This window comes from Dietzia lutea, assembly GCF_003096075.1.
Classification (GTDB): Bacteria; Actinomycetota; Actinomycetes; order Mycobacteriales; family Mycobacteriaceae; genus Dietzia; species Dietzia lutea.
On sequence record NZ_CP015449.1, the window covers coordinates 2,674,712 to 2,701,598 of the forward strand.

General features: G+C 73.5%; 27 protein-coding genes. 11 read left to right on the plus strand and 16 right to left on the minus strand.

Going from position 1 to position 26,887, the window contains the following annotated elements:
* Positions 1–77 precede the first annotated feature (77 nt).
* On the plus strand, positions 78–695 hold the full coding sequence (locus A6035_RS12230; RefSeq protein WP_108847995.1) for a mycothiol transferase: 618 nt from the start codon (positions 78–80) through the stop codon (positions 693–695).
* Between the two features lie 6 nt (positions 696–701).
* On the opposite strand, the gene A6035_RS12235 is transcribed toward A6035_RS12230, so the two are convergent.
* A complete protein-coding gene (locus A6035_RS12235; protein WP_235026827.1) occupies positions 702–2,267 on the minus strand; it encodes a WS/DGAT domain-containing protein in 1,566 nt (521 codons plus the stop codon).
* 124 nt (positions 2,268–2,391) lie between these two features.
* Here A6035_RS12235 and A6035_RS12240 point away from each other — a divergent pair, with 124 nt between their 5' ends.
* Together A6035_RS12240 and A6035_RS12245 are read left to right on the plus strand one after the other, a co-directional pair.
* Positions 2,392–2,982 (plus strand): flavin reductase family protein, encoded by a 591-nt coding sequence (locus A6035_RS12240; RefSeq protein WP_108847996.1) that lies wholly within the window; start codon positions 2,392–2,394, stop codon positions 2,980–2,982.
* A gap of 497 nt (positions 2,983–3,479) precedes the next feature.
* The gene (locus A6035_RS12245) at positions 3,480–4,436 is read left to right on the plus strand and encodes a type IV toxin-antitoxin system AbiEi family antitoxin domain-containing protein (RefSeq protein WP_108847997.1); all 957 of its coding nucleotides are present in this window, start codon (positions 3,480–3,482) and stop codon (positions 4,434–4,436) included.
* Between the two features lie 434 nt (positions 4,437–4,870).
* Here A6035_RS12245 and A6035_RS12250 read toward each other — a convergent pair whose 3' ends face one another.
* The gene (locus A6035_RS12250; RefSeq protein WP_108847998.1) at positions 4,871–6,049 is read right to left on the minus strand and encodes an o-succinylbenzoate synthase; all 1,179 of its coding nucleotides are present in this window, start codon (positions 6,047–6,049) and stop codon (positions 4,871–4,873) included.
* 23 nt (positions 6,050–6,072) lie between these two features.
* On the opposite strand from A6035_RS12250, the gene A6035_RS12255 reads away from it, so the two are divergent.
* From A6035_RS12255 to A6035_RS12265, 3 genes are read left to right on the plus strand one after another with little or no spacing between them, the layout of a single operon-like run.
* On the plus strand, positions 6,073–7,074 hold the full coding sequence (locus A6035_RS12255) for a 1,4-dihydroxy-2-naphthoyl-CoA synthase (RefSeq protein WP_108847999.1): 1,002 nt from the start codon (positions 6,073–6,075) through the stop codon (positions 7,072–7,074).
* A gap of 20 nt (positions 7,075–7,094) precedes the next feature.
* Positions 7,095–8,312, plus strand: coding sequence for an o-succinylbenzoate--CoA ligase (gene menE / locus A6035_RS12260; RefSeq protein ID WP_108848000.1), 1,218 nt, complete (start codon positions 7,095–7,097; stop codon positions 8,310–8,312).
* Positions 8,309–9,244, plus strand: a complete 936-nt coding sequence (locus tag A6035_RS12265; protein WP_108848001.1) for a 1,4-dihydroxy-2-naphthoate polyprenyltransferase — start codon at positions 8,309–8,311, stop codon at positions 9,242–9,244. The genes menE and A6035_RS12265 overlap by 4 nt, the downstream gene beginning before the upstream one ends.
* A gap of 87 nt (positions 9,245–9,331) precedes the next feature.
* Here the strand turns inward: A6035_RS12265 and A6035_RS12270 are convergent, their stop codons facing one another.
* The 4 genes from A6035_RS12270 to A6035_RS12285 all read right to left on the minus strand — a co-directional run bounded on the left by A6035_RS12270 (position 9,332) and on the right by A6035_RS12285 (position 13,642).
* Positions 9,332–9,940 carry a hypothetical protein gene (locus A6035_RS12270; RefSeq protein ID WP_108848002.1) on the minus strand — a complete coding sequence of 203 codons (609 nt, stop codon included), beginning with the start codon at positions 9,938–9,940 and terminating at the stop codon, positions 9,332–9,334.
* A 150-nt stretch (positions 9,941–10,090) separates the two neighbouring features.
* A complete protein-coding gene (locus A6035_RS12275; RefSeq protein ID WP_244192427.1) occupies positions 10,091–11,386 on the minus strand; it encodes a hypothetical protein in 1,296 nt (431 codons plus the stop codon).
* 285 nt (positions 11,387–11,671) lie between these two features.
* Positions 11,672–12,490 (minus strand): hypothetical protein, encoded by an 819-nt coding sequence (locus A6035_RS12280; RefSeq protein ID WP_108848004.1) that lies wholly within the window; start codon positions 12,488–12,490, stop codon positions 11,672–11,674.
* 135 nt (positions 12,491–12,625) lie between these two features.
* The gene (locus tag A6035_RS12285) at positions 12,626–13,642 is read right to left on the minus strand and encodes a hypothetical protein (protein ID WP_108848005.1); all 1,017 of its coding nucleotides are present in this window, start codon (positions 13,640–13,642) and stop codon (positions 12,626–12,628) included.
* Between the two features lie 160 nt (positions 13,643–13,802).
* Here A6035_RS12285 and A6035_RS12290 point away from each other — a divergent pair, with 160 nt between their 5' ends.
* The 3 genes from A6035_RS12290 (at position 13,803) to A6035_RS12300 (ending at position 18,125) form a co-directional block, all read left to right on the plus strand.
* On the plus strand, positions 13,803–14,558 hold the full coding sequence (locus A6035_RS12290) for an ABC transporter ATP-binding protein (RefSeq protein WP_108848006.1): 756 nt from the start codon (positions 13,803–13,805) through the stop codon (positions 14,556–14,558).
* On the plus strand, positions 14,555–17,164 hold the full coding sequence (locus A6035_RS12295) for an ABC transporter permease (RefSeq protein ID WP_108848007.1): 2,610 nt from the start codon (positions 14,555–14,557) through the stop codon (positions 17,162–17,164). The genes A6035_RS12290 and A6035_RS12295 overlap by 4 nt, the downstream gene beginning before the upstream one ends.
* A gap of 70 nt (positions 17,165–17,234) precedes the next feature.
* A complete protein-coding gene (locus A6035_RS12300; protein WP_235026542.1) occupies positions 17,235–18,125 on the plus strand; it encodes a lysozyme family protein in 891 nt (296 codons plus the stop codon).
* A 160-nt stretch (positions 18,126–18,285) separates the two neighbouring features.
* Here the strand turns inward: A6035_RS12300 and A6035_RS12305 are convergent, their stop codons facing one another.
* Positions 18,286–18,636 carry a DUF4229 domain-containing protein gene (locus A6035_RS12305; protein ID WP_167400726.1) on the minus strand — a complete coding sequence of 117 codons (351 nt, stop codon included), beginning with the start codon at positions 18,634–18,636 and terminating at the stop codon, positions 18,286–18,288.
* A gap of 39 nt (positions 18,637–18,675) precedes the next feature.
* Here A6035_RS12305 and A6035_RS18430 point away from each other — a divergent pair, with 39 nt between their 5' ends.
* A complete protein-coding gene (locus A6035_RS18430) occupies positions 18,676–18,837 on the plus strand; it encodes a hypothetical protein (RefSeq protein WP_007632330.1) in 162 nt (53 codons plus the stop codon).
* Positions 18,838–18,899: 62 nt separating this feature from the next.
* Here the strand turns inward: A6035_RS18430 and A6035_RS12310 are convergent, their stop codons facing one another.
* The 6 genes from A6035_RS12310 to A6035_RS12330 all read right to left on the minus strand — a co-directional run bounded on the left by A6035_RS12310 (position 18,900) and on the right by A6035_RS12330 (position 23,121).
* Positions 18,900–19,424 carry an arsenate reductase/protein-tyrosine-phosphatase family protein gene (locus tag A6035_RS12310; protein WP_108848009.1) on the minus strand — a complete coding sequence of 175 codons (525 nt, stop codon included), beginning with the start codon at positions 19,422–19,424 and terminating at the stop codon, positions 18,900–18,902.
* A gap of 296 nt (positions 19,425–19,720) precedes the next feature.
* Positions 19,721–20,497 (minus strand): enoyl-CoA hydratase, encoded by a 777-nt coding sequence (locus A6035_RS12315; RefSeq protein ID WP_108848010.1) that lies wholly within the window; start codon positions 20,495–20,497, stop codon positions 19,721–19,723.
* Positions 20,498–20,724: 227 nt separating this feature from the next.
* Positions 20,725–20,859 (minus strand): hypothetical protein, encoded by a 135-nt coding sequence (locus tag A6035_RS19175; protein WP_268817640.1) that lies wholly within the window; start codon positions 20,857–20,859, stop codon positions 20,725–20,727.
* Between the two features lie 129 nt (positions 20,860–20,988).
* Entirely contained in the window at positions 20,989–21,648 is a 660-nt protein-coding gene (gene rfbC / locus A6035_RS12320) for a dTDP-4-dehydrorhamnose 3,5-epimerase (RefSeq protein WP_108848011.1), read from the minus strand.
* Positions 21,649–21,750: 102 nt separating this feature from the next.
* Positions 21,751–22,302, minus strand: a complete 552-nt coding sequence (locus A6035_RS12325) for an LpqN/LpqT family lipoprotein (RefSeq protein ID WP_108848012.1) — start codon at positions 22,300–22,302, stop codon at positions 21,751–21,753.
* A gap of 12 nt (positions 22,303–22,314) precedes the next feature.
* Positions 22,315–23,121 (minus strand): SDR family oxidoreductase, encoded by an 807-nt coding sequence (locus tag A6035_RS12330; protein WP_200836293.1) that lies wholly within the window; start codon positions 23,119–23,121, stop codon positions 22,315–22,317.
* A 197-nt stretch (positions 23,122–23,318) separates the two neighbouring features.
* Between A6035_RS12330 and A6035_RS12335 the strand changes: the two genes are divergently transcribed.
* Positions 23,319–24,185: an oxygenase MpaB family protein gene (locus A6035_RS12335; RefSeq protein ID WP_244192428.1), complete on the plus strand. Its 867-nt coding sequence runs from the start codon at positions 23,319–23,321 to the stop codon at positions 24,183–24,185.
* A gap of 63 nt (positions 24,186–24,248) precedes the next feature.
* On the opposite strand, the gene A6035_RS12340 is transcribed toward A6035_RS12335, so the two are convergent.
* Genes A6035_RS12340 through rfbA form a run of 3 tightly spaced genes read right to left on the minus strand, consistent with a single transcriptional unit; the run spans position 24,249 to position 26,877 of the window.
* Positions 24,249–24,890 (minus strand): YdcF family protein, encoded by a 642-nt coding sequence (locus A6035_RS12340; protein WP_244192429.1) that lies wholly within the window; start codon positions 24,888–24,890, stop codon positions 24,249–24,251.
* Entirely contained in the window at positions 24,887–25,999 is a 1,113-nt protein-coding gene (locus tag A6035_RS12345; RefSeq protein WP_244192430.1) for an SDR family oxidoreductase, read from the minus strand. The genes A6035_RS12340 and A6035_RS12345 overlap by 4 nt, the downstream gene beginning before the upstream one ends.
* Positions 25,996–26,877 (minus strand): glucose-1-phosphate thymidylyltransferase RfbA, encoded by an 882-nt coding sequence (gene rfbA, locus A6035_RS12350; protein WP_108848015.1) that lies wholly within the window; start codon positions 26,875–26,877, stop codon positions 25,996–25,998. The genes A6035_RS12345 and rfbA overlap by 4 nt, the downstream gene beginning before the upstream one ends.
* Positions 26,878–26,887 lie beyond the last annotated feature (10 nt).

A 26,887-nucleotide genomic window follows, 5' to 3' on the forward strand; every position in this document is an offset into this window, starting at 1 on the left:
CTCGCCGCCTCACCGCCCCGCCCCGCCGCGTCAATGCGCCGTCCCAACCCACCGCCCCGCCTCACCGAGGAGTCGTCATGCCACTGTTCCCCGCCACCTGCCCCACCGAGCGCGAGAATCTGCTCGAGTGGATCGACGTCGCGTTGGTCAACGCCCGGTCGATCGTCCACGGCCTGGACGCCGACCAACTGCGCGCACGACCGCTGCCCTCCAGCGAACTGACGCTCGGATGGCTGATCCTGCACATCGGCGAGGTCGCGGAGGGCTGGCTCGGCCGCGCCGCCGCCGCGCCGCACGCGCCCGAGACCGGACGGTCCCTGCCCGAGCAGTTCGCCTGGGCCGAGGCGGTGAACCGGGTCGACCCCGACGCCGCCGCCGAGGAAATCCTCGCCGAGTACGACCGGCGGTGCGCGGCCGGGCTCGCCCACCTTCGCGCGGCCGACCTCGACGCACCCGTCCCGGTGCCCGAGGAGATGCCCTGGTTCCCGCCGGGGATGCCCGCCTTCAACGGGCGCTGGGCCGCCCTTCACGTGCTCAACGAGATCGCGCGACACTCCGGGCACGCCGACATCCTCCGCGAGGCGATCGACGGCCGGACGATGTACGAGCTCATCGCCGAGAGTCAGGGGATCGACATGTCCTACATCGGGCAGTGGTTCGCCGCCCATCCCGAGGTGCCCGCGCCGGAGTGGTGACGGGGTCTACGCCGGCGGGGACTCGTCGGCTCGGCCCGCGAGCTCCGCGAACTGCTCCTCGATCCGGCCGGCGACCTCGCCCGGTTCAGGGATGAGTTCGGCGTCGGTGGCGATCCCGACCGTCACCGTGCCGTCGTAGCTGAAGATGCAGATCCCCAGCGCCTGGTCGCCGCTCATCGGCACCCAGCCGAGGATGCCGTCAACCGTCGACCCGCCCAACGAGACCGGACCGGCCGGCCCCGGCACCGAGGTGAGCTGACCGACGGTCTTGTTGGCGAACAGGTCGATCACCGCGCGCGCCACCGGGCCGGGCGCCGCGGCCACGGTGAGGATCGTCGCGAACGTCACGTGCGGCTCGAGCGAGTACCGCACGCGCGTCATCGAGGTGGTGATGGCGTCGAGCAGTTCCTCCGGGTCGTCGATCCCCAGCGGCAACCGCATGAGCACCAGCGTGATGTGATTGCCCAGCTCTCCCGCCTCGTCGTCGCCCGAGCCCACCGACACCGGGACCATGAGGTTGATGTCCGAGACACGGCGGTCTCCATGGGCGTCGAGATACCCGGTCAGCGCCTTGGACACGGCAGCGATCATCACCGGGGTGACGGTGCTGTCGTGCGACTTCGCCACCCGCTTGATCGCCGCGAGGTCCAGACCGGAGACCCACGCCACCTTCTTCTCGCGGTGGACCTTGCCGCTCCACGGCAGGTCGGCGGATCGCGGCTCGAACAGCAGCCGGAACACCGATCGGTAGGTGTTGGCCATGAGATTGGTCGGACGGATGGCGTCGGTCAGGGATTCCACTGTGCGGGTGGGCACGCGCGAGAGTCTGCGGCCCGGAGCCAGCACGTCACGGCTCAGTCGGCCGAGCGTCTCCGGGAGCCTCAGCGCGGCACCGGTCAGGCCGCGGGCGATGCCTAACGAGTCCTTGACCACGTCGACGCCGGCCTCTCCGGCGGCGCTCACCGCGCCGAGCACGCCCTTCCTCCCCGGCGACAGGTCGCGGCCGACCGAGGGCAGCGGGGTGTCGTCCTCGTGATCGCACAGGTCCAGGACCAACTGCGTGAGCCGGACCCCGTCGACCACCCCGTGCTGGACGCGGAACAGGATAAGCGCGCCCTCCTCCTCCGCGCTGTCCCGGTGGTACCCCTCGATGAACTCGACCCGCCACAGCGGACTGCCGCCGGGGAGCGGCACGCCCATCTGCTCGGCGACGTGCGCCTCGGCCTCCGCGCGTCCGCCGGGTTCGGGCAGACGCCGGCGGATCAGGTGGTTCGACAGGTCGAAGTCGGGGTCGTCGACCCAGTACCACCGACGACCCCTGCGCTTGGCCACCCGACGGAACACCGGGTACGGCTCGACCATGCGGGTGCGGATCGCCTCGGTGACGGCGTCCCAGTCCGGCACGCGGGAGAACCACATCAGCGAGTTGATATACATGAGGTTGTCCGGTCGGTCCATCAGCAGCCAGAGCTGGTCGCGCAGCGGAATCCGCACCCCGTCCGTCAGACCGCCCGACGCACCGCCTGCCGCACTGCCCGCCACACTGCCCGTCGCACCGTCCGTCGCCGCCATGGCTCCGTTCCTCCCGCTTGCCGGGCGCCCGCCCCCTCGAACCCGGGGCGCCTCGCGGCTCACGCTAGAACAGTGATGACATCCTCCACCGCGCAATGGCCGCACCCGGCGGCACAATGGGCGGATGCGCATAGTGCACACGCCGGACGACCCACCCGCGAAGGGGTTCTACTCCCTGCTCACCGCCTCGATCGCGCCGCGGCCGATCGCGTGGGTATCGACGGTCTCGGCTGACGGGGTCCTCAACCTGGCGCCGTACTCGTTCTTCACCGTCGCCTGCGCGGATCCGGCGATCCTGTCCGTGACCTCCGTCGGCCGCAAGGACACGTACCGCAACGTGATGGACACCGGCGAGTTCGTGGTGAACATCGGCACCGAGTCGCTCATGGAGACGATGAACGACACGTCGGCGCCCGTCGGGCCGGAGGTCGACGAGTTCGAGCTGCAGGGACTGACCGCCGACCCGTCGGACATCGTCTCCCCACCGCGGGTCGCCGAGGCACCGATTGCGTTCGAGTGCGTGCGTCACGACGTGATCGACCTGGGCACCAGCGCGATGCTGCTCGGTCGCGTGGTCAGTGTGACCGTCGACGAGGAGATCATGGCCGACGACGGGCTCCCCGACTTCGACATCCTCCAGCCGCCCTCCCGGCTCGGCCGCCACCAGTGGGGTTACGCGCCGCGCACCCGGGAGTTGCCGCGGCCGCGGAAGTAGGTCCGGGGCCGCGGAGCTATCGCCGGCCTCGGAGATAGCCCGGGGACCACAGAGGCAGCCGCGGCCCACGGCGCACCCACTCCCCTGCCTGGCGCCTCGCTCCCGAATCCGGCGTCTCGCCCCCGGCCGCGCCCCAGCAGCCGCTCCCGGCCATGGCGTCTCGCTCCCGCCGAAGTACGCCCCGGCGGCAGCCGCTCCCGGCCATGGCGTCTCGCCCTCCCCGCGGTGCGCGCGAGGCGCCATGTTGGCGAGCGGCTGGCGTCCCGGCTGAACTGAGGGGCGGCTGCCACCGCCTAACAGCGGGCGCGACCAACGGCTAACAGCGGCAGCTGCCGACGCCTGCCAACGCCCACCAGCGGCTGCGTGCGGCTACCCTGCGGCAGCCGCGGCCGAGCAGCCGCCCGGAAACTCACAGCCCCGGCCCTCTCCACAGGCCGGGCGCAGAACCGGCCTCCGCGACGGGAAAGGCCGGCCCATCACGGCAATACTGCCTGGCCATGAGCACTGATCAGTCCCGTCCAGTTGTCATCACCGCGGCCGAGCTCCTCGCCCGCGGCTACAGTCGCCGAGCGCGCGAGCACGCGGAACGCACCGGTCAGCTCTACCGCGTCCGCCATGGCATCTACGCGCTCGCCTCGGAACTCCCCACCGGCGCCGACAAGGCCGAGGCGATGCTCGAGATGAGATCGAGGGCCGCGGCGAAGAGCATCGGTACCGGGACCGCCCTGTCACATACGTCGGCGCTCGTCCTCCACGGCCTGCCCGTCCACGACATGGACACCCGACGGGTCACCACCACCCGGCATCGACCCGGCAGCGGGAGCAGGCGCGGAAAGAGCACGATCTGCCACAACGTCGATCTCGCGGGCGCCGTGATCGCGGTCGACGGGATCCCGGTCACGACGCCGGCGCGGACGATCGTCGACGTCGCGCGGACGAGTCCCTTCACCGGCGCGGTGTGTGCGGCGGACGAGGCGTTGCGTCGCGAATTGTGCAGCCCGGCCGATCTGGCGGTCGAACTCGAGGCCGCCGCCGGCAGGGTGGGGATCGCCAGAGCGCGGGCCGTGGTCGCGTTCGCGGATGAGGGCGCGCAGTCGGTCCTCGAGTCGGTCAGCAGGGTCACGATCAGTCGCGCCGGTCTGCCGATGCCCCAGCTCCAACGGGAGTTCATGCTCTCGGACGGGACGTCGGCCTTCGTGGACATGTACTGGGAGCAGTGGGGGCTCGTCGGGGAGGCCGATGGGACGGGGAAGTACGGGATCGACGACGGCGAGGTGGACGTCCGCAAGAAGCTCCGCGACGAGAAGAGACGGCAGAACGACATCGAATCGTTGGGCAACATCGTTCGGCGGTGGCAGTGGGAGGACTATCAGTGCGGCCGGATCGTGCCCGCCCTCCGCGAGGCGATGAGGATTCAGGAGTCCCTCGGCAGGGGCCCGAGTCGCGTCGCGTGATCCCAGGTCAACGGCCGCGCCCTCGAGTCAGCACCCCGCAGCCGAGCCAGCAACCCCCCCCCAGCCGCTCCCCGCCCTGGCGCCTCGCACCCCGACAAGGCGTCTCGCCCCAGACCGCGCCCCGCAGCAGAGCCGACAACCCCACAGCCGCTCCCGGGGATGGCGCCTCGCACCCCGACATGGCGTCTCGCTCCTGGCTGCGCCCCGCAGCCGCTCCCATGGATGGCGTCTCGCTCCCGCGGAAGTACGCGATTTCTGCAGCCGCTCCTGGGCATGGCGTCTCGCACACCCCGCGGTGCGCGCGAGACGCCATGTTGAGGAGCGGCTGTGTGCGGACCGGGGACCGCGCCTCTTGTTATCTTGCGAGCGGCTGTGTGCGGACCGGCCCGCGCTTCTGAAGAGCCGGCAGGCGGGTGCGTTCAGTACGGGCTGGTTCAGAGAAGGGCGTGGCAGCGGCGGATGCGATCCAGCCACCAGTCGCGCCGCTCGCCGCCGATGCGCAGGTCCTCCAGGCGCGCCGGGTCCGGGGCCACCTGGCGGACCGGTAGATGCCCGCCCTCCAGGGCGAAGACGCCCGGGTCGACGATGTCCTCGACGAAGAACCCGCCGGTGCCCAGGCCTGCGGCGGGGATCTCGTCGTCGTCGCCCCCGGACCCGCCACCCGCGCCCACGGCGCCAGACCCGCCACCCGCGCCCGCGCCGGCAGACCCGCCGACCCCACCCGCGCCCGCGGCGGCGGATCCGCCACCCGCGCCGACACCCGGAAGAGCGGCGGCCGCCGCGACGCCCGCGGCGACCCCCACCGCCGAGTCGAGCGCACTGGACACCGTCACCGGCACCCCGAGCTCGGCGGCCACCGCCAGCAGACGCCGCGGGCCGCCGAGCGGCGCGACCTTGACCACCGCCCGGTCGGCGCCGCCGGCGCGCACGACCCGCAGGGGGTCCTCGGCGCGGCGGATGGACTCGTCGGCGGCCACGTCCACGTATACACCGTCGGCGGCGAGGCGCTCCCGCAGCTCCACCAGCTCGTCGACGGTCGCGCACGGCTGCTCGACGTACTCCAGCCCCGGCCCGTCCAACGACACCGGCCCGGTGCCCGGGGCGCGGGAGACATCGGCGGCGCGCACCGCCTGGTCGAGCACCCGCACGGCGTGGGCGGCCTCGGCCACCGACCACGCCCCGTTGGCGTCGACCCGCACCCGCGCCCCCGGCCGGGCCTGCAGGACGGCGGCGACGCGGGCGACGTCGTCGACGAGCTGCTGCCCCTTCTCCGCCACCTTCACCTTGACCGTCGTGCACCCCGGGAAGCGGTCGAGGATCGCGCCGACCTCGCCGGCCGCCACCGCCGGGACCGTGGCGTTGACCGCCACCCGCGAGCGCACGGGCGGCGGCGGACCCTGCCACGCCATCTCGATCGCCGAGGCGAGCCAGTGGGCGGCCTCGGGATCGTGGTACTCGCCGAACGGCCCGAACTCGCCCCACCCGGCGGGCCCGTCGATCAGGACGAGCTCGCGCTCGGTGACGCCGCGGAACCGCACCCGCATCGGCAGGGCCACCACGTGGACGCGCCCGAGCAGATCGTCGATCGACTCGGGGCCCGGTACGGATGTCATGGGTTCACGCTAACGTCGAAGCCATGACTGAGCAGAGCAGCACCCGTTCCGGCAGTGCCGCGCAGGACGAGACCGCCAACCCCTTCGATCCGTCGCAGTGGCGGGAGGTCGAGGGCTTCCGCAGCGGCGTCGACCTCACCGACCTCACCTACCACCGGCACGTCGGCGAGGGGCGCGTCAACGGGATCGTGCGCATCGCGTTCGACCGGCCCGATGTGCGCAACGCGTTCCGCCCGCACACGGTAGACGAGCTCTACCGGGTGTTCGACCACGCCCGCCGCTCCCCCGACGTGGGCACGGTGCTGTTCACCGGCAACGGGCCCAGCCCGAAGGACGGCGGGTGGGCGTTCTGCTCGGGCGGCGACCAGCGCATCCGCGGCCGGTCCGGCTATCAGTACTCGACCGAGCACGACTCGGACGTCTCCGGCGCGACCGCGGACAAGGTCGACGAGGCGCGGGTCAAGGCCGAGGGCGGCCGTCTGCACATCCTCGAGGTGCAGCGGCTCATCCGCACGATGCCCAAGGTCGTGATCTGCCTGGTCAACGGCTGGGCCGCCGGCGGCGGGCACTCCCTGCACGTGGTGAGCGACCTGACCCTGGCCTCGCGGGAGCATGCCCGGTTCAAGCAGACCGACGCCGACGTGGGCTCGTTCGACGCCGGCTACGGCAGCGCGTACCTGGCCAAGCAGGTGGGCCAGAAGTTCGCGCGCGAGATCTTCTTCCTCGGTCAGCCGTACACCGCCGAGGAGATGTTTCAGATGGGCGCCGTGAACCGGGTCGTGGACCACGCCGAGCTGGAGAACACCGCCATCGAGTGGGCGCGGCAGATCAACGGCAAGTCGCCGACCGCGCAGCGGATGCTGAAGTTCGCGTTCAACCTCACCGACGACGGCCTCATGGGCCAGCAGGTGTTCGCCGGCGAGGCCACGCGGCTGGCGTACATGACGGACGAGGCCGTGGAGGGCCGCGACGCGTTCCTCGAGAAGCGCGAGCCCAACTGGGACGACTACCCCTACTACTACTGAGCCGGGCGGACCGTCCGGTCATGGCCGACTCCGCGTCCACCCGCGAGCTGCGCACCCTGCCCGTCCCAGGCGGCGCGGCGGTCGCCGAGGCGTTCGGTGCGCTCGAGGACGTGCTCGCCGATCGCGGGCCCGCCCTGCTGCCGGTGCCCGCCGACGACCCCGCGCGCACCCGGATCCTCGTCGACAGTCAGCGGCCGGGCGAGCCGATCGACGACCGCGTCGCCCTGGTGGTGAGCACGTCCGGCTCCACGGGGACGCCCAAGGGGGCGATGCTCTCGGCGGAGGCGCTGGCCGCCTCGGCCGCCGCGACCGACACCGTCCTCGGCGGGCCCGGCCGGTGGCTGCTCGCGCTGCCCGCGCATCACATCGCCGGGCTGCAGGTGATCCTGCGGTCCCTGCGCGCAGGGCACGAGCCGGTGGTGGTGGACGTGACGCGCGGGTTCGGCCCCGAGACGCTGCCCGCCGCGGTGGACGCGTGCCGGGCGGGAACGGGCGCGGGGGCCGGGCGCGCTGCCGACCGGGCGTACACCTCGCTCGTGCCGGGCCAGCTGGCCAAGGTCCTCGACGAGGGCTCCCCCGCGGCGGTCGACGCCCTCGCCGGGCTGGACGCCGTCCTGCTAGGTGGCGCGGCGGCCGCGCCGGAGCTGCTCGCGCGCGCCGCCGACGCCGGCGTCCGCGTCGTCCGGACGTACGGGATGAGCGAGACGGCGGGCGGGTGTGTGTACGACGGCGCACCGCTGCCGGGGGTACGGGTCGAGGTCGACGACGACGAGGGCCGCGTCTGGCTGGCGGGCCCGCAGCTCGCAGAGGGATACCGGAACGCCCCTGATCATCCGGCGTTCGCCAGGGCGGGGTGGTTCCGCACCGACGATGCGGGGCAGGTCAGCCCGGACGGCAGGCTCCGGGTCCTGGGCAGGTTGGACGAGGCGTTGAGCGTGGGCGGGCTGACGCTCCTCCCGCAGACCGTGGAGGATGCCCTTCGGCGGCATCCCGCGGTCGTCGACGTCGTCGTCGTCGGGATCCCGGACGCCCGGCTGGGGACCCGGCCGGTCGCGGCGGTGACCCTGCGCGCCACCGCCACGGCCGACGAGCTGCGTCGCCACGTCACCGGGGTCCTCGGCGAGCACGCGGCCCCCGCTCGGGTGGCCGTGCTCGACGCGCTGCCCGTGCTGGCGGGCGGCAAGGTCGACCGGCGCGGCGTCGCGGCCGGGTTCGTCGATGGGACAATCGGGGAATGAGCCGCGAGACCGACCCCGCACCCTCCGCCGCCGACGCCGCCGCCGGGCCCGGCGGTGCCACGCTCTCCCACTGGCTGGAGGGCGCGCGTCCCCGGACCTGGCCCAACGCGTTCGCCCCCGTGCTCGTCGGTTCGGCGGCCGCGGCGCTCGCGGGCGGGTTCGTGTGGTGGCAGGCACTGCTCGCTCTGGTGGTGGCGTGGTCGTTCATCATCGGCGTCAACTACGCCAACGACTACTCCGACGGCATCCGTGGCACCGACGACGACCGTGTCGGCCCCCTGCGTCTGGTGGGCTCCGGGTTGGCCCGGCCCGCGACGGTGAAGCGCGCCGCGTTCGGCTTCCTCGGCCTGGGCGGTCTGGCCGGGCTCGTGCTCAGCGCGACGTCGCAGCCGTGGCTGATCCTGGTGGGCGTGGCGTGCGTGCTGGCCGCGTGGTTCTACACGGGCGGGAAGTCGCCGTACGGCTACCGCGGACTCGGCGAGGTCGCGGTGTTCGTGTTCTTCGGGCTGGTCGCGGTGATCGGTACGCAGTACACCCAGCTCGGGTCGGTGACCTGGTACGCGGTGGTGGCGGCCCTGGCGGTGGGCAGCTTCTCGTGCGCGGTGAACCTCACCAACAACCTGCGGGACATCCCCTCGGACACCGAGGCCGGCAAGATCACGCTCGCCGTGCGCCTGGGCGATTCGCGGACCCGCGGCCTGCACGCCGTGCTCGAGCTGCTCGTCCCGCTGCTGGCGACCCTCACACTCATCGCGGCCACCCCGTGGGCGCTGCTCGGGTTCCTGGCGCTGCCGGTGGCGTGGAAGGCCAACGGACCGGTGCGGGCGCGGTCCACGGGCGCCGGCCTGATCCCCGCTCTCGCGACGGCCGGGCTGGCGATGCTCGCGTGGAGCGTGCTGGTCAGCGCGGGCTTCGTGATCGCCTCGCTGTAGACGCGCCCCGCGCGAACAACGGCGGCCGGTCCCGTTCACCGGGGACCGGCCGCCGCCGTCGTTCGTGGGCCTGCCGGCCCGGCGGGTCTACTTGCCGAGCGAGCCGACGGGGACCGCGTTCCAGGCGTTCTGGATGCCGTCGTTTATCGCGAGGGCGGCGCCGCGAAGCGCGTCCTTGACGGGCTCGGGCAGGGGCAGCCCGTCGATGTCGGCGATGTTGATCGTGCCCGGCGCCGGTGCCGGCACGGGAGCAGGAGCCGGGGCGGGGGCCGGTGCCGGGGCGGGGGCAGGTGCCGCGCCCCCTCCCCCACCGTCGCCGCCCGCGACGGTGACAGTGGTGGTCTCGGTACGAACCGGGACGCCGAAGATGTACGCGGTCGCGATGGGGTTGTAGACGCCGGCGGTGGTGGGCGTGCCCTTGATCGCGGTGGTGGCCGGGTCGTAGGTCAGCCCGGGCGGCAGGCCCTGGAACTGGATCGAGGCGCCGGGCGGCGGGGTGACGTAGTCGCTGACCCGGCGCTCCATGTACTCACCCACACGCAGGGTGAGCGACGGGAGGGCGGCGGGCGCCACATCGCTGGCCTCGACGACGACGGGCGCGGTGTCGGGTGCCTCCGCCTGTCCTGACGCGGCCCCGACCGCGGCCATGGCGGCGAGTGCGACGGCGGAAGCGATGACAGGACGGGAGATACGCATACAGGCCTTTCGTGGGTACCGCCGCGGACTCGCGACCGACCCACGGTAACCCACCAAAGCACGTCACCCCGGGGCCTTCTCACGATGTGAGAGGGCTTCCGGGGTGGACGTGGTCACCGACGGCCTGCGCGACCGCCGGGAGTTCCGGGGTCAGCCTCGGCCGTTAGCGACCGTCGGGCCGGGCGCCTGAACGGTGCGCGGAGCGCCGGCGGCCACGGTCGGGGCCGTGGAGCCGGACGAGCCACCGTTCGTGGTCGCGCCCGTGGTGGTGCTGGACCCGGGCAGCGCCGGCAGGATCGCCGTGGAGCCCGGGGTGGAGGACCCGCCGTTGAGGGCGAGGGTCAGACCCGCCAGACCGAGCATGGCCGCGCCGGTGAGCGCCAGACCCGGGGCCAGGGCACCGAGCGAGCCGGTGTCGGCGGGGAAGGACGAGCCCGGGATGGCGATCTCGCCGCCGCCGGTCAGCTCGGCGGCCGTGGTCAGCTCGCCTCCGGTCCCGCCGGTCGTCGTGGACCCGGTGGGCTGGGTGCCGCCGTTTGTGGTCGATCCGGTCTCGGTGCCGGCGTCGATCAGCGAGCCGAGCGGGGCCAGCGGGCCCAGGCTGGAGGTGTCGATGCCGCCGGTCGCCTCGCCCTCGGCGGTGGCCGAGGAGCCCGGGAGGCCGAGCGAACCGGGGGCGGGCGCGTCCGTATCGGGCGTGTCGGTCTCCGGGGTCTCCGGACCGCCGTTCGACAGGCTGCCGAGGCCGAGCTCACCGTTGGCGGCGCTGCCCAGCGGGCCGGTCGGCCCCTCCGGGGCGTCCGGGTTCACGGGGGTGGCGCCGCCCTGCCCGGACGAGCCGGCCGCGAGTTCGGTGACCGAGCCGGCGTCGCCGCCGAGCGCGGACACGATGCCCGCGACGGCCCCGAGGATCGCGTCGGTGCCGTCGGAGCCGGTGGTGACCTGACCGCCGGCCTCTGCCTGACCGCCGAGGCTGCCCTCGACCGCTGCCGTGGACCCGCCCTCGACGCCGTCGGGGGCGGAGCCGTCGGCGTTGTTCACCACCAGCGTGACGGGGATGCTGACGGGGGCGCCGTTGACGTTGCCGTTGACGGTGAGGTTGTAGGTGCCGCCGACCGCCGTCTGACCCGAGATCGTGCCGTCGGCGTACGTCAGCCCCTCGGGCAGCCCCACGACGTCCTCGATCTCGATCCCGGCCTGCACACCGCTGGCCAGTCCCTGGATATCGACCGAGAACTCTGCGCCGCCGGCGGTGAAGCCGGTCACGGTCAGCGGGGTCGCGGCGGACGACGAGCCGGCGACGGTCTGGACGTCGCCGCTGACGGTCGGGGCGTCGGGAGCGGCGACGACGACTCCGCCCACGAGAGCGACCGCGGCTGCAGCTGCGACGGGGGCGACGAGTCGACCCCGGACGATACGACGAGGACGGGCGAGGCGAGCACGCATCGGCTGGTTCCTTCCGGAGGGGTTCAGATCGCTCACTCCCCGGAACGGGAGCGCAGACCATTACGCGTGCCACTCTAACCACATGCACACCAACTGTCTACTGGTGTCACATAAGTCACCAGCAGCACAACATTCACACCGGTAACACACCCCCGGGGGTATCTACTCAGCCATGGGCGGATGCTTATCCCGCGCGCGCTCCCCAACCGCCGCACCACAAATGACGGGCGGCCCGAGCCCCGTATCGGGGTCGGGCCGCCGCGGCGAACTCGGGATGTCAGGCCATCAGGGGACGGGCACGGAGGTCGGGACCGGCGCGTTGGCGGACGCGCCCGGGCTCACGGCCGCGCGGGCGCCGGCCACGGCGGCGGTGCCGGAGTCCTCGCCGTCCGCATCGTCGGCCGCCCCCGAGGCGACCGTCAGGGTGGAGGTGACGGCCGAACTGCTGGGAGTGGTGGTCCCGGTGACGGTGCTGATCGGGTTGCCGTCGCCGTCGACGATCACCGTGACCGGCGGCAGGACCATCTCGCCCCCGAGGAAGGTGTCGCACAGTCCCTCGGCGAACGATCCGGTCTGCTCGAGTGACGCCGTTCCGCCGCCCTCCCCCGCCACCACGTCGAGCAGGTTGGGGAAGGAGTCCAGGGCGGTGGTGATGAGGTCGAGGACCCCGGTGGGCACGCCGTCGATCCCGAACAGCGGATAGAACTTGGCCACCGAACCGCCCAGCGCGGGCAATTCGCAGACGGCGTCCGTCTCCGGCGTCAGATCGCCGGCGCTCGAGTCCTCGCCCGTGACGTCCTCGAGGCTGCCCAGAGAGCCGCTGCCCGATGAGCCGGACCCGTCGTCCCGGGGGTCGCCGTCCTCCCCGCCGTCGTCGCCCTCGCCGTCGTCGTCGCCCTCGCCGTCGTCACCACCAGGGTCGGCGGAGCCGTCCGCCAGACTCCCGGCGCCGAGACCTGCGGAATCGAGGCTGCCGAGCGGGATGCTGCCCGCGCCCGCCGCGTCGGGCGCCGCTGCGTCACCCTGCGCGTTGACGACGGGGACGGAGAGGGCGACCAGCGCGAACGCGGCGGCGGAGACGGTGACGACCTTGCGGGTGAACATGTGTGATGAACCCTCTTCGACGACGGCGGACGGGGTCGAACCCCGCGTCCCCCACGAGGGCGCCGGACATCGACGGGAGAACTGTAACGCGGAGACCGGCGCCCGGGGTGGACATCGCCCCGGACGCGGCGGGCGTCACTGTCCGAGGCTGCCCGCCCCCGCGGTGAGGAGCCCCAGCAGGGCGGTGGGGTCGCCGGCGAGGCCGGCCGCACCGGCCGCCTGCCCCGTGGTGGTCGTCGCCCCGCCGGTCGTGGCCGCGGCCCCACCGGTGGTGGCGTCGTCTCCGGCGCCGGCGGACTGGCCTCCGAGCAGCGCGGGCGAGATCGTGCAGAGCATCTCGCCCGCCGAGCCGATCCCCTCGAGCGAGCCGCTGTCGCCGAGGACGGACGGCAGCAGCCCCACGACCGCGTTGACCAGCATCAGCACGAGGCCCGACGAGGCGCCGTCCTCGTCGCCGGTCGCCAGCGGCAGCAACTGCGCCAGCGAGGCGCCGTCCAGCTCGCCGTCCCCGAGGACCGAACACAGGTCCGGGCTGGTGCCGACCTCGCCGTCGTCCCCGTCCTCCTCCTCATCCCCCGGGGTACTGTCGGCCAGGCTCGGATCACCGGGGGCCGCCGAGAGGGTGGGGTCGGGCTGCGTGTCGTCGGTGGACGGCTCGGTGGTGGACGGCTCGGTGGTGGAGGGATCCGTCTCGCCCTCCGCGTCCGCCCCGGCCCCGTCGGCCGCCCCGGCGCCGTCGACGACGGTGATGGCGACCTTCTGCGACTGGGACAGCGCCCCGTTGGACACGGTCACGAGGACCTCGTACTCACCGGCGCGGGTGGGCGTGCCGGAGATGACCCAGCCGTCCTGGGTGAGGCCGTCGGGCAGGCCGGTGACCTGGATGGTGGTGCCGGCCGGGATGGTGCCGCCGGCGGCCCGGGCCACGACGGGCTCGAGGTCGAGGTTCACGGCCGTCCCGAGCGGCATCTCCTGCGCCGCGGCCTCATCGGTGGCGTTCTGCGCGAGCTGGATGTCGCCGCCGTCGACGGCGGTCGGGTCGGTCACGGCCACGACCGTGCCGCCACCGACCACGGCGAGCGCGGCCAGGGCGCCACCGAGGGCGAGCGTGCGGGAACGGGGGGCGGTGCGGTGCGAGCGTCGCTGGAACATGAGGTCACCTTGTCGTCCGGGAGCTGGGCACGACCGGGTCCGGCCCAGTCACACTCGCATCGTACGTCACACCAGTCACACGAGCCAGAGCCGTTCTCGGCGCGTCGCGGCGGTCCCTACACTCACCTCTCGGACGCCACGCCGCGACGGAAGGACCCACGTGACCCCACCCCCCGAGATCGCCATCCGGGCCAAGGGCCTGCGCAAGACCTACTCCCACGGGCGGGTGACGGTCCGGGCGCTGGACGGGGTCGACGTGGCCATCGACAAGGGCCGGTGGACCGCGGTCATGGGCCCGTCCGGCAGCGGGAAGTCCACGCTCATGCACTGCCTCGCGGGACTCGACACCCCCGACGCCGGCACCGTGACGATCGGCTCCACCGAGGTCACGCGCCTGCGCGACGCCGGCCGCACCCGCCTGCGGCGCACCCGCGTGGGCTTCGTGTTCCAGTCCTTCAACCTCGTGCCCGCGCTGTCCGTGCGGGAGAACCTCGTGCTGCCCGTGCGGATGGCGGTCCGCCGACCCGACCGCGCGCGCCTGGACGCCCTGGTCGGTGAGCTGGGGATCGGGGATCTCCTCAGACGTCGACCCCATGAGCTGTCGGGCGGTCAGCAGCAGCGGGTGGCCATCGCGCGCGCCCTGCTGCCCCGCCCCGACGTGGTGTTCGCCGACGAGCCCACCGGCAACCTCGACTCCGAGTCCGGCGAGGCCGTGCTCGGACTGCTCGGCGCGTGTGCGCGCGAGACCGGTCAGACGGTTGTCATGGTCACCCACGACGCGCACGCCGCCGCCCACACCGACACGGTGCTGGTGCTGGCCGACGGCCGGATCGCCGACGAGGTGGCCTCCCCCACCGTCGAGGCCGTGGACGCGGCCATGCACTCGATCGCCGGTCGCCGGCCGGCCACCGCGTGAGCGCCCGACTGGTCCTCGGTCAGCTGCGCGCCCACGCGGGCCGCTACCTGGGCACGCTGCTGGCGATCGCGGTCGCCGTGGCGTTCGTCCTCGCCTCCGTGGGCGTCCTGCGGACGATGGCGGCGAGCGCCGACGCCACCTTCGGCATGCGCTACGCGAACACCGCGGTGCTCGTGCAGAACCTCGGCGACCGGACGTCCGCGGGCAGCGAGGCCGCACGGGAGGAGGCCGCCGAGTCCCAGCGGCTCGGCCTGGAGACCATCGCCGCCACGCCGGGCGTGCGTGCGGTGACCGTGGACGCGCAGACCTACGTGCGGGTCCGGGTGGAGGGTCGCGCCCAACAGATGACGACGACGACGGCGCTCGCCACCGATGACGGCCTGCGCTGGCAGCCGCTGGCGGGCGGGCGGCTTCCCGCCACTCCGGGCGAGGTGGCGATCCGCGCGGACGCGGATCTGCCGGTGGGCGCCACGTTCGAGGTGCAGCCGACCGGCGGCGGCGACCCCGCCCCCGTCACGGTGGTGGGCCTGTTCGACCTGGCCGGCCAGCCCGACATGAAGTCGGCGTTCCCGCTGTACGCGACCGACGAGCAGGTGCAGCAGTGGGCGCCGAGCGGCGCCGGCGGGGACGTGCGCGTGGCCTCCGAAGGCACCGTGCCCGACGCCGCACTCGCCGCGGAGATCGAACGGCGGCTGGCCGAGGTGCCCGGCACGTCCGCGGTGGAGGTGTCCACCGGCGCCGCCGAGGCCGACGCGCTCGCCGAGTCGTTCATGGGCGGACGCGACGACTACACGCGCGCCCTGCTGGCGTTCACCGTGCTGGCGGTGGCGGTGGCCGCGCTGGTGATCGGGACGACCTTCGCGGTGGTGTTCGCCGCCCGCGTGCGCGAGACGGCCCTGCTGCGGTGCCTGGGCGCCTCCCGGTGGCAGCTGCGGGTCTCGGGCATCGCCGAGGCGCTGGCGGTGGGCGCGCTGGCCACCGCGGCCGGACTGGCCCTGGGCCGTTTCGCTGTCTCGCTGGCGTCCCGGGAGGCACCGCGGCTCGGGGTGACCATCCCGTTGCAGGAGGTGACCGTGCCCGGCCGCGCGTACCTGCTCGCCGCCGCGGTGGGCATGGGCGTCACGGTGCTCACCGCGCTGCCGTCGTTGTGGCGGGCCACCTCCGGTAGTCCGCTCGAGGCGATGCGCCCGGCGGACGTGCGTCCCGACCCGTGGTGGCGGCGACTCGCGATGGTCGTGGTGGGCGCGGCGGTGGCGGCGTTCGGCTGGCATTCCATGTCGGCCGCGGTGGCCGCGCGCGACGTGGTCTCCGCCGGCGCGTGGGGGGTCCTGGCGTTCCTCGGCGTCCACGGGGTGGCCGCCGGGGCGCTGCCCACCCTCCTCGGCGCTCTCGGGACGGTGGTGGGCGTGGTGCTCGGCCCGGTGGGGCTGCTCGGCGCGCGCAACACCGCCCGCAGCCCGCGGCGCACCGCCGCCACCTCGTCCGCGGTCCTGGTGGGCGTGACGCTCACCGCGACGATGGTCACCGGCATCGCACTGCTCGGGCCCGCCATCCAGGCCCGCCTCGTCGACAGGGTCCCCCTGGACGTGGCCGTGACCGCGCCCGGCGGTCTCCTGCCCGCCGGCCTGCCCGAGACCCTGGCCGACACCGGGGGCGTGGCCGAGTCGCTCGTCGTGACGGACATGTACGCGGAGGACCCGCAGGGTAAGCGCACGGTGCTGCGGGTGGCCGACCCGGAACGGATCAGCGAGGTCATGCGCCGCGACGTGGTCCTGCCGGGGCCGGGCGAGATCGTGCTGCCCGAGTCCTCCCCCGTGGCCGCGGACGCCCGCGACGGCGACACCGTGCGGTTCACGTTCTTCTCCGACGACGACGGCCGCGACCTCGTGGTGCGCAGGACGAGCGACCAGTGGGCCCTCGCCGCCCCGGACAGCGTGCCGGCCTGGCCCGCGGCGCAACTGCCCGACGGCTCGCCCTGGCCCGAGGGCGTGGAGGTGCCGGACCAGTTCGTGCCCCGCACCGAGCTGTGGCTGCGGATGGACGACGCCCTCGAGGGCGAGCAGCTCGACGCCGCCCTGCAGGACGTGCGCTCGGCCGTGGTGGACGCCGCGCCCGACCTGGCCGTGACCGAGAGTTTCGCCTCCCGCGAGCAGATCGCCACGTCGGTCCGTACCGTGCTCACGTCGAGTTCGCTGCTGCTGGCGGTGGCGGTGGCCCTGGCACTGGTCGGCGTGGCCAACACGCTCACGCTGGCCGTCCGCGAGCGGACGCGGGAGATCTCACTGCTGCGCGGCGTGGGCGTGACCCGTACCGGTGTCTGGCTCATGCTGGTCCTGGAGACGCTGCTGGTCGCGGCGTGCGCGGCCGTCCTCGGCGTCGTGCTGGGTTCGGCCTTCGGGTCCGCGGGCGCGGAGGCCCTGACCGGTGCTGGCAGCGGCGTGGGCGGCGTCTTCGGCGGACTGACCGGCGCCGCCGGGGTGGACGGTAACGAGAACCTGCCCGTGGCCGATCTGGTGAAGGTGGGGGTCGGCGGTGTGCTCGGCGCGCTCCTCGCGGCCGGTGTCGCCGCCCTCGGGGCGGTGCGGACCCGGGTCACGACGAGCTAGCCACCTGCGAATTCAATCCCGCCGGGATTATCCGGTGGCCATCCTTTGACAGAACTGAGACACTATCGTTATGCGAAATCGGGTGCTCCTCTCCGCCGGCGCAATCGCGCTGGTGGCGGCGTCGTGCGCGCAGCCGGAGCCGCAGGTGCTCTCGGAGGCGCCACGCTCCGCGTCCGCGACCGAGCTGACGTCGCCCACCGCGACCACGGACCGCGACGAGCAGCCGGGAAAGTTCATCGCCCGGTGCGCGACCGAGGCCGACGGGGGCACCCCGGGGATGACCATCTTCACCGACGGGTCCCAGGACGTCACCGATCACTGCCTGAGCCGCTACTACATCGGCGTCCAGCCGGCGCCTGGGGCGTTGTACGTCCCGGACGAGGAGGCCGGCACCTACGCGCCTCCGAGCGAGACGGCGACAGCTCAGCCGACCGGCGAGCAGTGGACACCCGCCCAGCCGCGCACCGACATCGATCCGCTCGAGACCGAGCTCGTCGACAGCCGTGAGACTCTCGACGACGAGACGACCACCGATCGGCCAGGCGAGCCCGGCACCGACGATCCGAATACCGGCACGGACGAGCCGGGCAGCACCACGCCTGGGACGTCACCCGGTGGGACGACTCCGACGTCGCCGTCGCCGTCGCCCACCACGGATCCCGGCGGCACCGAACCGGGCGGGACCGAGCCGGGCCAGAGCGAGCCCGGGCTGCCCGACCCGGCCGCTCCGGACGGGACGGAGCCCACTCCGACGGGCTCATCCGATCCGACCTCCGTCCCCACGGAGGCGGATATGAGTCGACACCAGCCGCCGGCTCCGCAGACGTCCGTCCCGCCGACCCGCGATTCCGGATCGCTGGGGTCCGCGGGTTCGGACGCCTCCGGCGAGCCGCCGAGTTCCGTGCGCATCCCGGGCTTCCGCTGGCCGGGGTCGTTCTGGCCCGGCGGCCCGGGCAGCTGACACCCCCGCCCGTCTCGGGCCCGCGCAGCTGACGCCGCCTGCCGGCTCGGCCCGGCGCCACTGGCACCCCCGCCCGTCTCGGGCCCGCGCAGCTGACGCCGCGGCGCGCCTCCCGTTCGCTGCAGGTCTCCCTGCCGGGGCCGCCCCTTCCGGGGTCGGCTCAGGCCTCGTTCATGCGCCGACGCAGGTCATCGTGCTTCTCGCGACGCCCGGCGTCCACCTCGGCGATGTCGGAGTTGATCTGCGCGCGCATCCGGCTGAACAGCACCATCGACAGCGGCAGCGCGATCACCACGGCGATGATCGCCGCGACCAGGACCGGGATCTGCACCCCGGCGAGGCTGCCGAGCCCGATGATCACCAGGGTCAGCGCCAGCACCAGCAGCAGGCGGACGATCGTGTAGAAGACCATGTTCCGGGCCAGGCGGGCACCGGGCGAGCTCCCCTTCGGGGTGGTGGCCGGCACTGTCGACCCGTCCGTGGGGTGTGTTGATTCGTCTCGCTCGCTCATGGTCCCCAGGATACGTATCGTGGTGGAAAGGAGGTTCGAGTGATCTGGCTCTTCGCACTCATCGGGGTGGTGACAGTGGCGATCCTGCTGTGGCGGGCCTTCGGGCCAGGCTCACGGCCGGCTCCCCCGCGCGTCATAGCTCCCGACGACGATCCGGAATTCCTGCGGGAACTGGACCGTCGTAAACCGCTGGACCCCTGACGCCCCCGGGCGCAGGCGGGTCGACGGCCCACCGATCGCGCAGACCGCGTGGAGCGCCTTGATCAGCTACGCGCCAGCAGGCGGACGATGGAGTCCACCGCGTCGCTGATCTGTGCGCCCGTGCGGTCGAACACCTCGGGCTCCCGCCCGATCGGGTCCTCCACGTCGAGCGCTGGATCGTCGGTGTTGATGTTCAGCCGCGCGCGCGACAGGCCCGCCAGCGTGACGGACGCGTCCGTGTCGGCCAGCCGCGCGGCCTCGAGGAGCGTGTAGGTTCTCTTCCACAGCAGGGGCGCGAGCTCCTGGACGGCGTCGCGGTGCGCGCGGGTCGCGGTGAGGACGAGGTCCCGCCCGGTGAGCAGCTTGGCGGTGAGCAGCCGTGACGCGAACCCGTCGGCCTCACCGCCGTAGCCCTGCAGCACCCGCAGGGTCTCGCGGTGGATCTCCGCTCCGTTGGCGGCGCGGGTCCCGGCGGAGTCGACCGTCACGTCGAGTCCGGCCGCGGCGGCGCGTGCGGCCAGCAGTCGCTCGGTCAACGGTGAACGACACATGTTGCCTGTACAGACCGTCATCACGGAAAGCGCCATGCGTCGATCCTAGTCGGCGGCGAAGACGCCTCCACTCCACCGGCATCCGCGCCCGCTCGACGGCGCCTGGCCCAGCGGTCCACCACAGCCGCGCGCGAACATGGCGTCTCGCCCCGCCCGGCGGGCAGGCGAGACGCCATGGACAGGAGCGTCGATGTCCCTGGCGCGCATCGCCGGGAGCGAGACGCCATCAGCGAGAGCGAGACGCCCTCGCCGGGAGCGGCTACCCGCGGGTGCGGGGTGGAGCGATCACGCGAGCCACGACCCCGTGGCAGCAGTCGCGCGCGAGCTGCACCTCACTCACCGCGCCACTGCGGCGTGCGCTTCTCGAGGAACGCGCTCATCCCCTCCTGCGCATCGCACGTCCCGGCGTTGGTGGCCATGGTCTCGGCCATCTCGCGGTAGGCCTCGTCCTGCGGCAGGTCGATCTGTCGGTAGAAGGCCTGCTTGCCGATCTCCAGTGTCAGCGGGCTCGCGTCGGCGATCTGCGTGGCGAGCTCGTCCACGCGGGCGCGTAGCCGGTCGGCGGGGACCGACTCGTTGATCAGCCCCCATTCGACGGCGGTGGTCGCGTCGATCGTCTCGCCGGTCAGCAGCATCTGCATGGCGCGCTTGCGGCCGATGTTGCGGGAAACCGCCACCATGGGCGTCGAGCAGAACAGGCCGATCTTCACGCCGGGGGTGCCGAATCGGGCGGTGTCGACGGCGACGGCCAGATCGCAGGTCGCCACGAGCTGGCAGCCGGCCGCCACCGCGTGGCCCTGGACCTCGGCGATCACGGGCTGGCGGATGGCCTGGATGCTCTCCATGAGGTCGACGCAGACCGTGAAGACCTCGCGCTCCTGCTCGAGGGAGCGCTCGACCATCTCGCTGATCTCGTGCCCGGCCGAGAGCGCCGGCCCGGAACCGGTGAGCACGACGACCCGGCAGTCGGGATCATCGCCGAGTGCGCGGATCGCCGCGGTGGCCTCGCGCATCATCTGCAGGGACAGCGGGTTGCGGCGCTCGGGCCGGTCGAGCGTGACGCGGGCGATCGGGCCGGTGTTCTCGACGAGGACGTACGGGGTGCTCACTGGGGGCCTCCGTGAGGGGTGAGGGGTACCTCCCCTGGTTCTACCGTCCGATCGGCGCGCGCGGGCCGAGACCGCGCGCGGACTCCCCCGAGAGACGCGATCGGCCCGAGAGACGCGATCGGCCAGAGGGGCGCGGCCGGTCCCGCCCCTGAGGGATCAACTCACGCCGGGCCCGGCCCCGCCGGACGGGCTTAAGCCCCGCCCCTGGGGGATCAGCCCACGCCGGGTCAGTTGGCGGCGGCGCGGTGCTGTCCGTCGCACCACTGCTCGGCGGGCACGGCCGCCTTGACCTGGTCGACGTGCTCACCGCAGCCCTCCCAGGTGGTCTTGCCGCAGACGGGGCAGTTGACGGGGTAGCACATGGGGATCTCCTCGATCGTCGGATGGGTATCGGCCGACCGCGCTGCCAGCGCACGGTTCGCCGGTGCACAGGTCGACACTGCACGAGTCGCCGGTGCGCGGGTCGGCGGGGGCAGATCGCCGAGGGTAGGTCAGGCCTCGGCGGGACGCCACTCGGCGTCGACGCGGGGGGTGGCCTCCCGCAGCCGCTCGACGTGCGACCGACAGGCGTCCCACTGCGACAGTCGCCCGGCGGCGGCCACGTCGAGCAGGCTCGGCGCGTCGCGGTCGCGGTCGCTCATGACGTGCTCGATCGCGGTGCCGTCGAGCGCCATCTGCGGCCAGTCGATCGCGATCTTCGGATCGAAGGCGTCGATGACGTGCTCGGCGCCGGGCCGCCAGCCCTCTGAGCAGAAGTACATCACGGTGGACTGCGGTTCGAGGGCCAGGAATCCGTGGGCGACGCCCTCGGGGATGTAGACGGCCCGCTGCTCGACGGAGTCGAGGAGGACGCCGGCCCATTCGCCGAAGGTCGGTGATCCCACGCGGACGTCCACGACGACGTCGAAGACGGTGCCGGACGGGCACATCACGTACTTGGCCTGCCCGGGCGGGACCTCGGCGTAGTGCAGTCCGCGCAGCACGCCCTCTCCGGAGACGGACACGTTGACCTGCGCGAGGTCGAAGCGGTGGCCGGTCATCTCGCGGAAGGTGGGGTCGGTGAAGGCTTCGTGGAAGACCCCGCGATCGTCGGAGATCTGGCGCGGGGTGATCTCCCACGCCCCCGTCACACTGAGCTCGCGCAGCTGCACGCCCGTTCCGCCTTCCCGTTGCCGATCCTGACCCGTCTCGAGGCCTCGCCCACCAGCGCGGGCCCCGCCCGACGTGGGCGCCCACTCGTGGCGCCGACCACCCTAGCCGCGCATCGCGTCGACGATCTGTCCGGCCGTCCACTCGCCGATCAGCAGGCAGCTCATCGCGTCGTCGTGGACGGAGGCGTCCTCGCGCCACCCGGTGACGACGAACTGGAAGACGTAGGTGGCCTCGTCGTCGCTCCATCCCACGATCAGGCTCGAGGTGGCCATCTCACCGGGCTCGGCGGTGTAGGTGCCGCGGAGGTAGCGGTAGATGCTGGTGACGGCGCCGGCGGACTCGTCGCCCTCACCGGCGACCTGCTCGAGCGGGGTCCAGTCGGCGAGTGCGTCGGCGGTGGCGACGATCATCTCGACCGCCTGCTCGGTGTCCATCGCGGGGGCGACGCGGGCGCAGGTCGCCACGGCGTTGGGCGAGAAGCCGTCGCGGTGGGCGCCCGGGTCGACGTAGATCACCGCGGACGGCTCGGGCGACTCGATGCGCTGCCACGGCGGGCTGTCCACCCACGTCAGCGGCTGGGCGGCGACGGCCATGGGCGGGCTCGCCTCGAGGGCGCGACCGGTGGAGGCGCAGTACTCCTGGATCGAGGTCATGTGCGGACCGCCTCAGCCCTGCAGCCCGGCGCCGACGATGTGGGCGCCGCCGTCCACGACGAGGGTCTGGCCGGTGATCCAGTGGGCGTCGTCGGACAGCAGGAACGCGACGGGGCCCGCGATGTCGTCGGGCACGCCGAGTCGGCCGGTGGGCAGGGCGGCGCCCATCGCCTCCTCGCGGCCCTCGTACAGGGCCTCGGCGAACCGGGTCTTGACCACGCCCGGTGCGACGGCGTTCACGCGCACCGACGGGCCGACCTCCACGGCGAGTTCCTGGGTGAGGCGCATGACGAGCGCCTTGGTCGCGCCGTACCAGCCGATCCCGGGCGACGGGGCGAGGCCGGCGATGGAGGCGATGTTGACCACCGCGCCGCCGCGCTCGCCGAGGCCGGAGTGGTAGACCTTCTGCGTCCAGGACAGGGTGCCGAGGGCGTTGACCTCGGTGATCTTGCGGGCCGCGGCGAGGTCGATGTCGACGGTGCGGCCGTAGACCGGGTTGATGCCGGTGTTGTTGATCAGCAGATCGATCGGCCCGAACGTCTGCTCGGCACGGGCCACGACCTCGCGCTGGTGCTCCTCGTCGTCGCTCTTGCCCGCCACGGCGAGCACCCGGTCGGACGCACCGAGCTCGGCGACGGCGGCGTCGAGCCCCTCCTGGCCGCGGGCGGTGATGACCACGGACGCGCCCTCGGCGAGGAGCCGCCCGGCGATGCCGAGGCCGATCCCCCGGCTGGCGCCGGTCACGAGGGCGGTGCGCCCGGCGAAGCGGTCGGGCACGACGGGGCCGGTGCGGGGGGCGGGAAGGGGGGTGGCGGTCACGGCCGTCTCCTCGGGGTCGGAAAGCGTGTGGCGTGCGCCGCCCAGCCTAGATGTAAGCGGTGTGTCGGTCGTTCATGGGATTTCCTCAGCGATCCCTCCGTCTTTTCTTCTCTGGCGCGCGGCTGGACGCTAGAGTCTGCGACAGGTCCCATCCGGCCGCCCCCCCTCAGGCGGCGTCACTACCCCGGGGTGTGTGCATGTCACCACTAGATCCACGCGGTACGGCGGACTCGCCGGTGTGCTCGATCCTCGACATTCCCGGCCCCCGCTGGTTCCAGCCCGGCGACCCCGTCTGGCGGGTCCACGGCGACGCGTCCACGCCGATCGGCATCACCACCGGCCTGCTCATGCTGTCCGCCGATCCCGCGTACGCCTCCGTCATGGTGGCGTGCGGCGCGGACGAGAACCCGTGGACGATGGACGACTACCTGCACGACCTGGTGGAGATCTCGACGTTCGGCACCGTCGACGACGCGATGGTGACGATCGAGCACGCGCACCGCGACCGCAGCTCGTTCAACGGCACCACCGAGCACGGGGACTACTACTACGGTTCGGACCCGGCGCTGGTCGAGTGGGCGCAGGCGGCCCTGGCGTGGGCGCTGCTCGCGGCGTTCCAGCGGTTCTCGGGTCGGCCGCTCACCCCGGCCGAGTCGGACCGGTACGTGTGCCAGTGGGCAGGCCTGGCCCGGCTGCAGGGCGCCCGGGCCTTCCCCACCACCGTGCGTGAGCTCGAGCAGCTGCTGCGGGGCGCGCGTGGCCGTGCCCGCGCCACGGTCGCCGGGCGTCGCGCGGCGCGTCGGCTGCGGGAGACCGCCCGGGCGTGTCGGGGCGTGTCGGAGAACTCGGTGACGGCGCACCGGTCGTGCACGACGGTGGTGGACGCGGCCACGAGCCTCGTGCCGTCGGACGTGCGGCGCGCGTTGGATCTGCCGCACCGCCCGATGGACCGCACCGCCGTGTTCGGCCGGATCGCCCGGGCGCACGAGGGGCTGACCTCGCCGCGGCTCACCACGCGCGCGCCGATCGCGGTGCCGTCGTCGATGCGGTCCCAGAGCGCCTGACCCCGGGCCCGGCGGGGCACCCCCGCTCGGCGGCCCCCGCCCGGCGGCCCGCCTGATCCCGGGTCACCAGTGGCCGTTGACGCGGCCTTTGATCCACCCGGCGACTTCCCACACCAGGTGCACGGGCAGCATCGCGCGGTCGACCCGGTCGATGGGCGTCATCCGCACGTCCAGGTCGGTGGCGCTGCGCATCCACGTCCCGGCGCGCAGTGTGTGGGGGCGGTTGGTGACGACGAGGACGCGCTCCCACCCGCGGGCCCGCGCGATCGCGTCCACCTCGAGCGCCTCGCCCCACGTGGTCCGCGGCTCGGGCGAGAAGCACACCACCTCGGCGTCGGGGGGGCGGGCGATGCCCGTGCACAGCCGGCGGGCGACGGTCTCGGAGTTGCCGCCGGGGTTACTCACCAGCAGGGTGTCGGCGTAGCCGGCCTCGACGAGGTCGCGGGCGTACAGGTGTCGGCCGTCGTCGGCGCCGGCGAGCATGACGACCGCGTCGGCGCGCACCGGCTCGTCGCCGTGGGGCTGCAGGAGGAACGCTCCCCAGGCGGTGAGGGCGAGCGCGGCGACGACCACGGCCGCGCTGACGCCGACCGCGACCCGGCGGAGGGCGCGGCGGCGGGCGCGTCGGTGGGGCGCGCGCGATCCCGGTGCCGCCTGGTGCGGTCGGGGTGGGCGCGGGGATCGGCGGCGGGGGCGCGGGGTCACCGTGGTGTGGGTGACGACGACGAGGTGTCCCCTCCCCCGGCGCCCGGCCCGCCCCCGAGTGCGGCGCGCAGGCTGTCGTCCCAGTCGGGCAGCGGCGTCAGGCCGGCGGTCTCCCAGGCCCGCCCGGACAGCACCGAGAACGCGGGACGCGGGGCGGGCCGGGGGAAGTCGGCGGTGGTGCAGGGTCGGACGCGGGCGGGGTCGGCGCCGAGGTAGGCGAACGTGCGGCGGGCGACCTCGTACCAGGTGGCGCGGCCGGAGCCGGCGGCGTGCAGGACGAGGCCGCGGGTGTCGACGGCGGGGGTATCGCCAGAGGGGGCGGCGGTGTCGGGCCCGGTGCCCGCGTGCACGGCGGCCTCGCGGGTGGCGGCCTCGCGGGCGAGCATCTCGAGGATCGCCGCCGCCAGCGTCGGGGCGTGCGTGGGCGAGCCCCACTGGTCGTCGACCACGCTGACCACGTCCCGCTCCCGCTCGAGCCGGGCCATGGTCGCCACGAAGTCGCCGCCGGGGATCGCCAACCGCTCCCGCTCCGGCCCGGTGTACAGCCACGACGTGCGCAGGATCGTCGCCTCGGGGTGGGCGGCCAGGACGGCGTGCTCGCCGGCCAGCTTGGTGCGGCCGTACACGGTGGCCGGGTCGGTGGCGTCGGTCGGCTCGAGCGCCGGCGCGGTCGCGGGATCGGGATCGGGCTCCCCCGCCCCGTCCGAGCCCACACCGCCCGGGCCTGCGTCCCCGTGGCCGCGTGGCACCTCGCCGGAGAAGACGTAGTCGGTGCTGACGTGAACCAGCCGCAGCCCGCGCTCCCGGCAGGCCTCGGCGAGGATCCGCGGCCCCTCGACGTTGACCAGGTGCGCCCCGGACTCGTCGGTCTCCGCGCCGTCGACGTCGGTGTACGCGGCCGCGTTGATCACCACCGCCGGCTGGTGCCGGTCCCGGTACTCGGCCACGGACTCCGCCCGGGTGATGTCCAGTTCGTCGCGGCCCGGCGCGAGCACCTCGCCCGGGTGCGCCAGCCGCACGTGCGTACCCAGCTGTCCGCGCCCGCCGGTCACCAACACGCGCGGCAGCGCGTCCGGGCGGGCGGCGGCGCCCTCGTCGTCGGCGTTCACAGTCCCCGCCCCTTCTCCCGGCGCAGAACATCCAGCAGATACCGGCCGTACCCCGACTTCTGCAGGGCGTTCGCGCGATCGGTGAGCTCGTCGTCGTCGAGATACCCCATCCGCCACGCCACCTCCTCCGGGCAACCGATCTTCAGGCCCTGCCGGTCCTCGATCGTGCGGACGTAATTGCCGGCGTCCAGCAGCGAGTCGTGGGTGCCCGTATCCAGCCAGGCGGTGCCCCGCGGCAGCACCTCGACCTGGAGGCGGCCCTGCTCGAGGTAGTGCCGGTTGATGTCGGTGATCTCGTACTCCCCGCGCGCCGACTTGGCCAGACCGCGCGCGACGTTCACCACGTCGGCGCTATAGAAGTAGAGCCCCGGCACGGCGAAGTCCGACGAGGGGTTCTGAGGCTTCTCCTCGAGGCTGATCGCCCGGCCGTCGGCGTCGAAATCGATCACCCCGTACTGGCTCGGATCGGCCACCCGGTAGGCGAACACCGCGCCGCCGTCGAGGTCGGCGAACCGGCGCAGCTGCGTACCCATGCCCGGGCCGTAGAAGATGTTGTCGCCCAGGATCAACGCGACCGGCTCGCCGCCGATGTGCTCCGCGCCCAGCACGAACGCCTGCGCCAGCCCCTCCGGAGCGGCCTGTTCGACATAGCTCAGCGCGATCCCGAACTGGCTGCCGTCGCCCAGCAGCCGCCGGAACTGCCCCGCGTCCTCGGGCGTGGTGATGACGAGAATGTCGCGGATCCCCGCCAGCATGAGCGTCGACAGCGGGTAATAGATCATCGGCTTGTCGTACACCGGCACCAGCTGCTTGCTCGTGGCCAACGTCAGCGGCCGCAGCCGGGTGCCGCTGCCACCGGCCAGGACGATGCCCTTCACTGCGCCACCC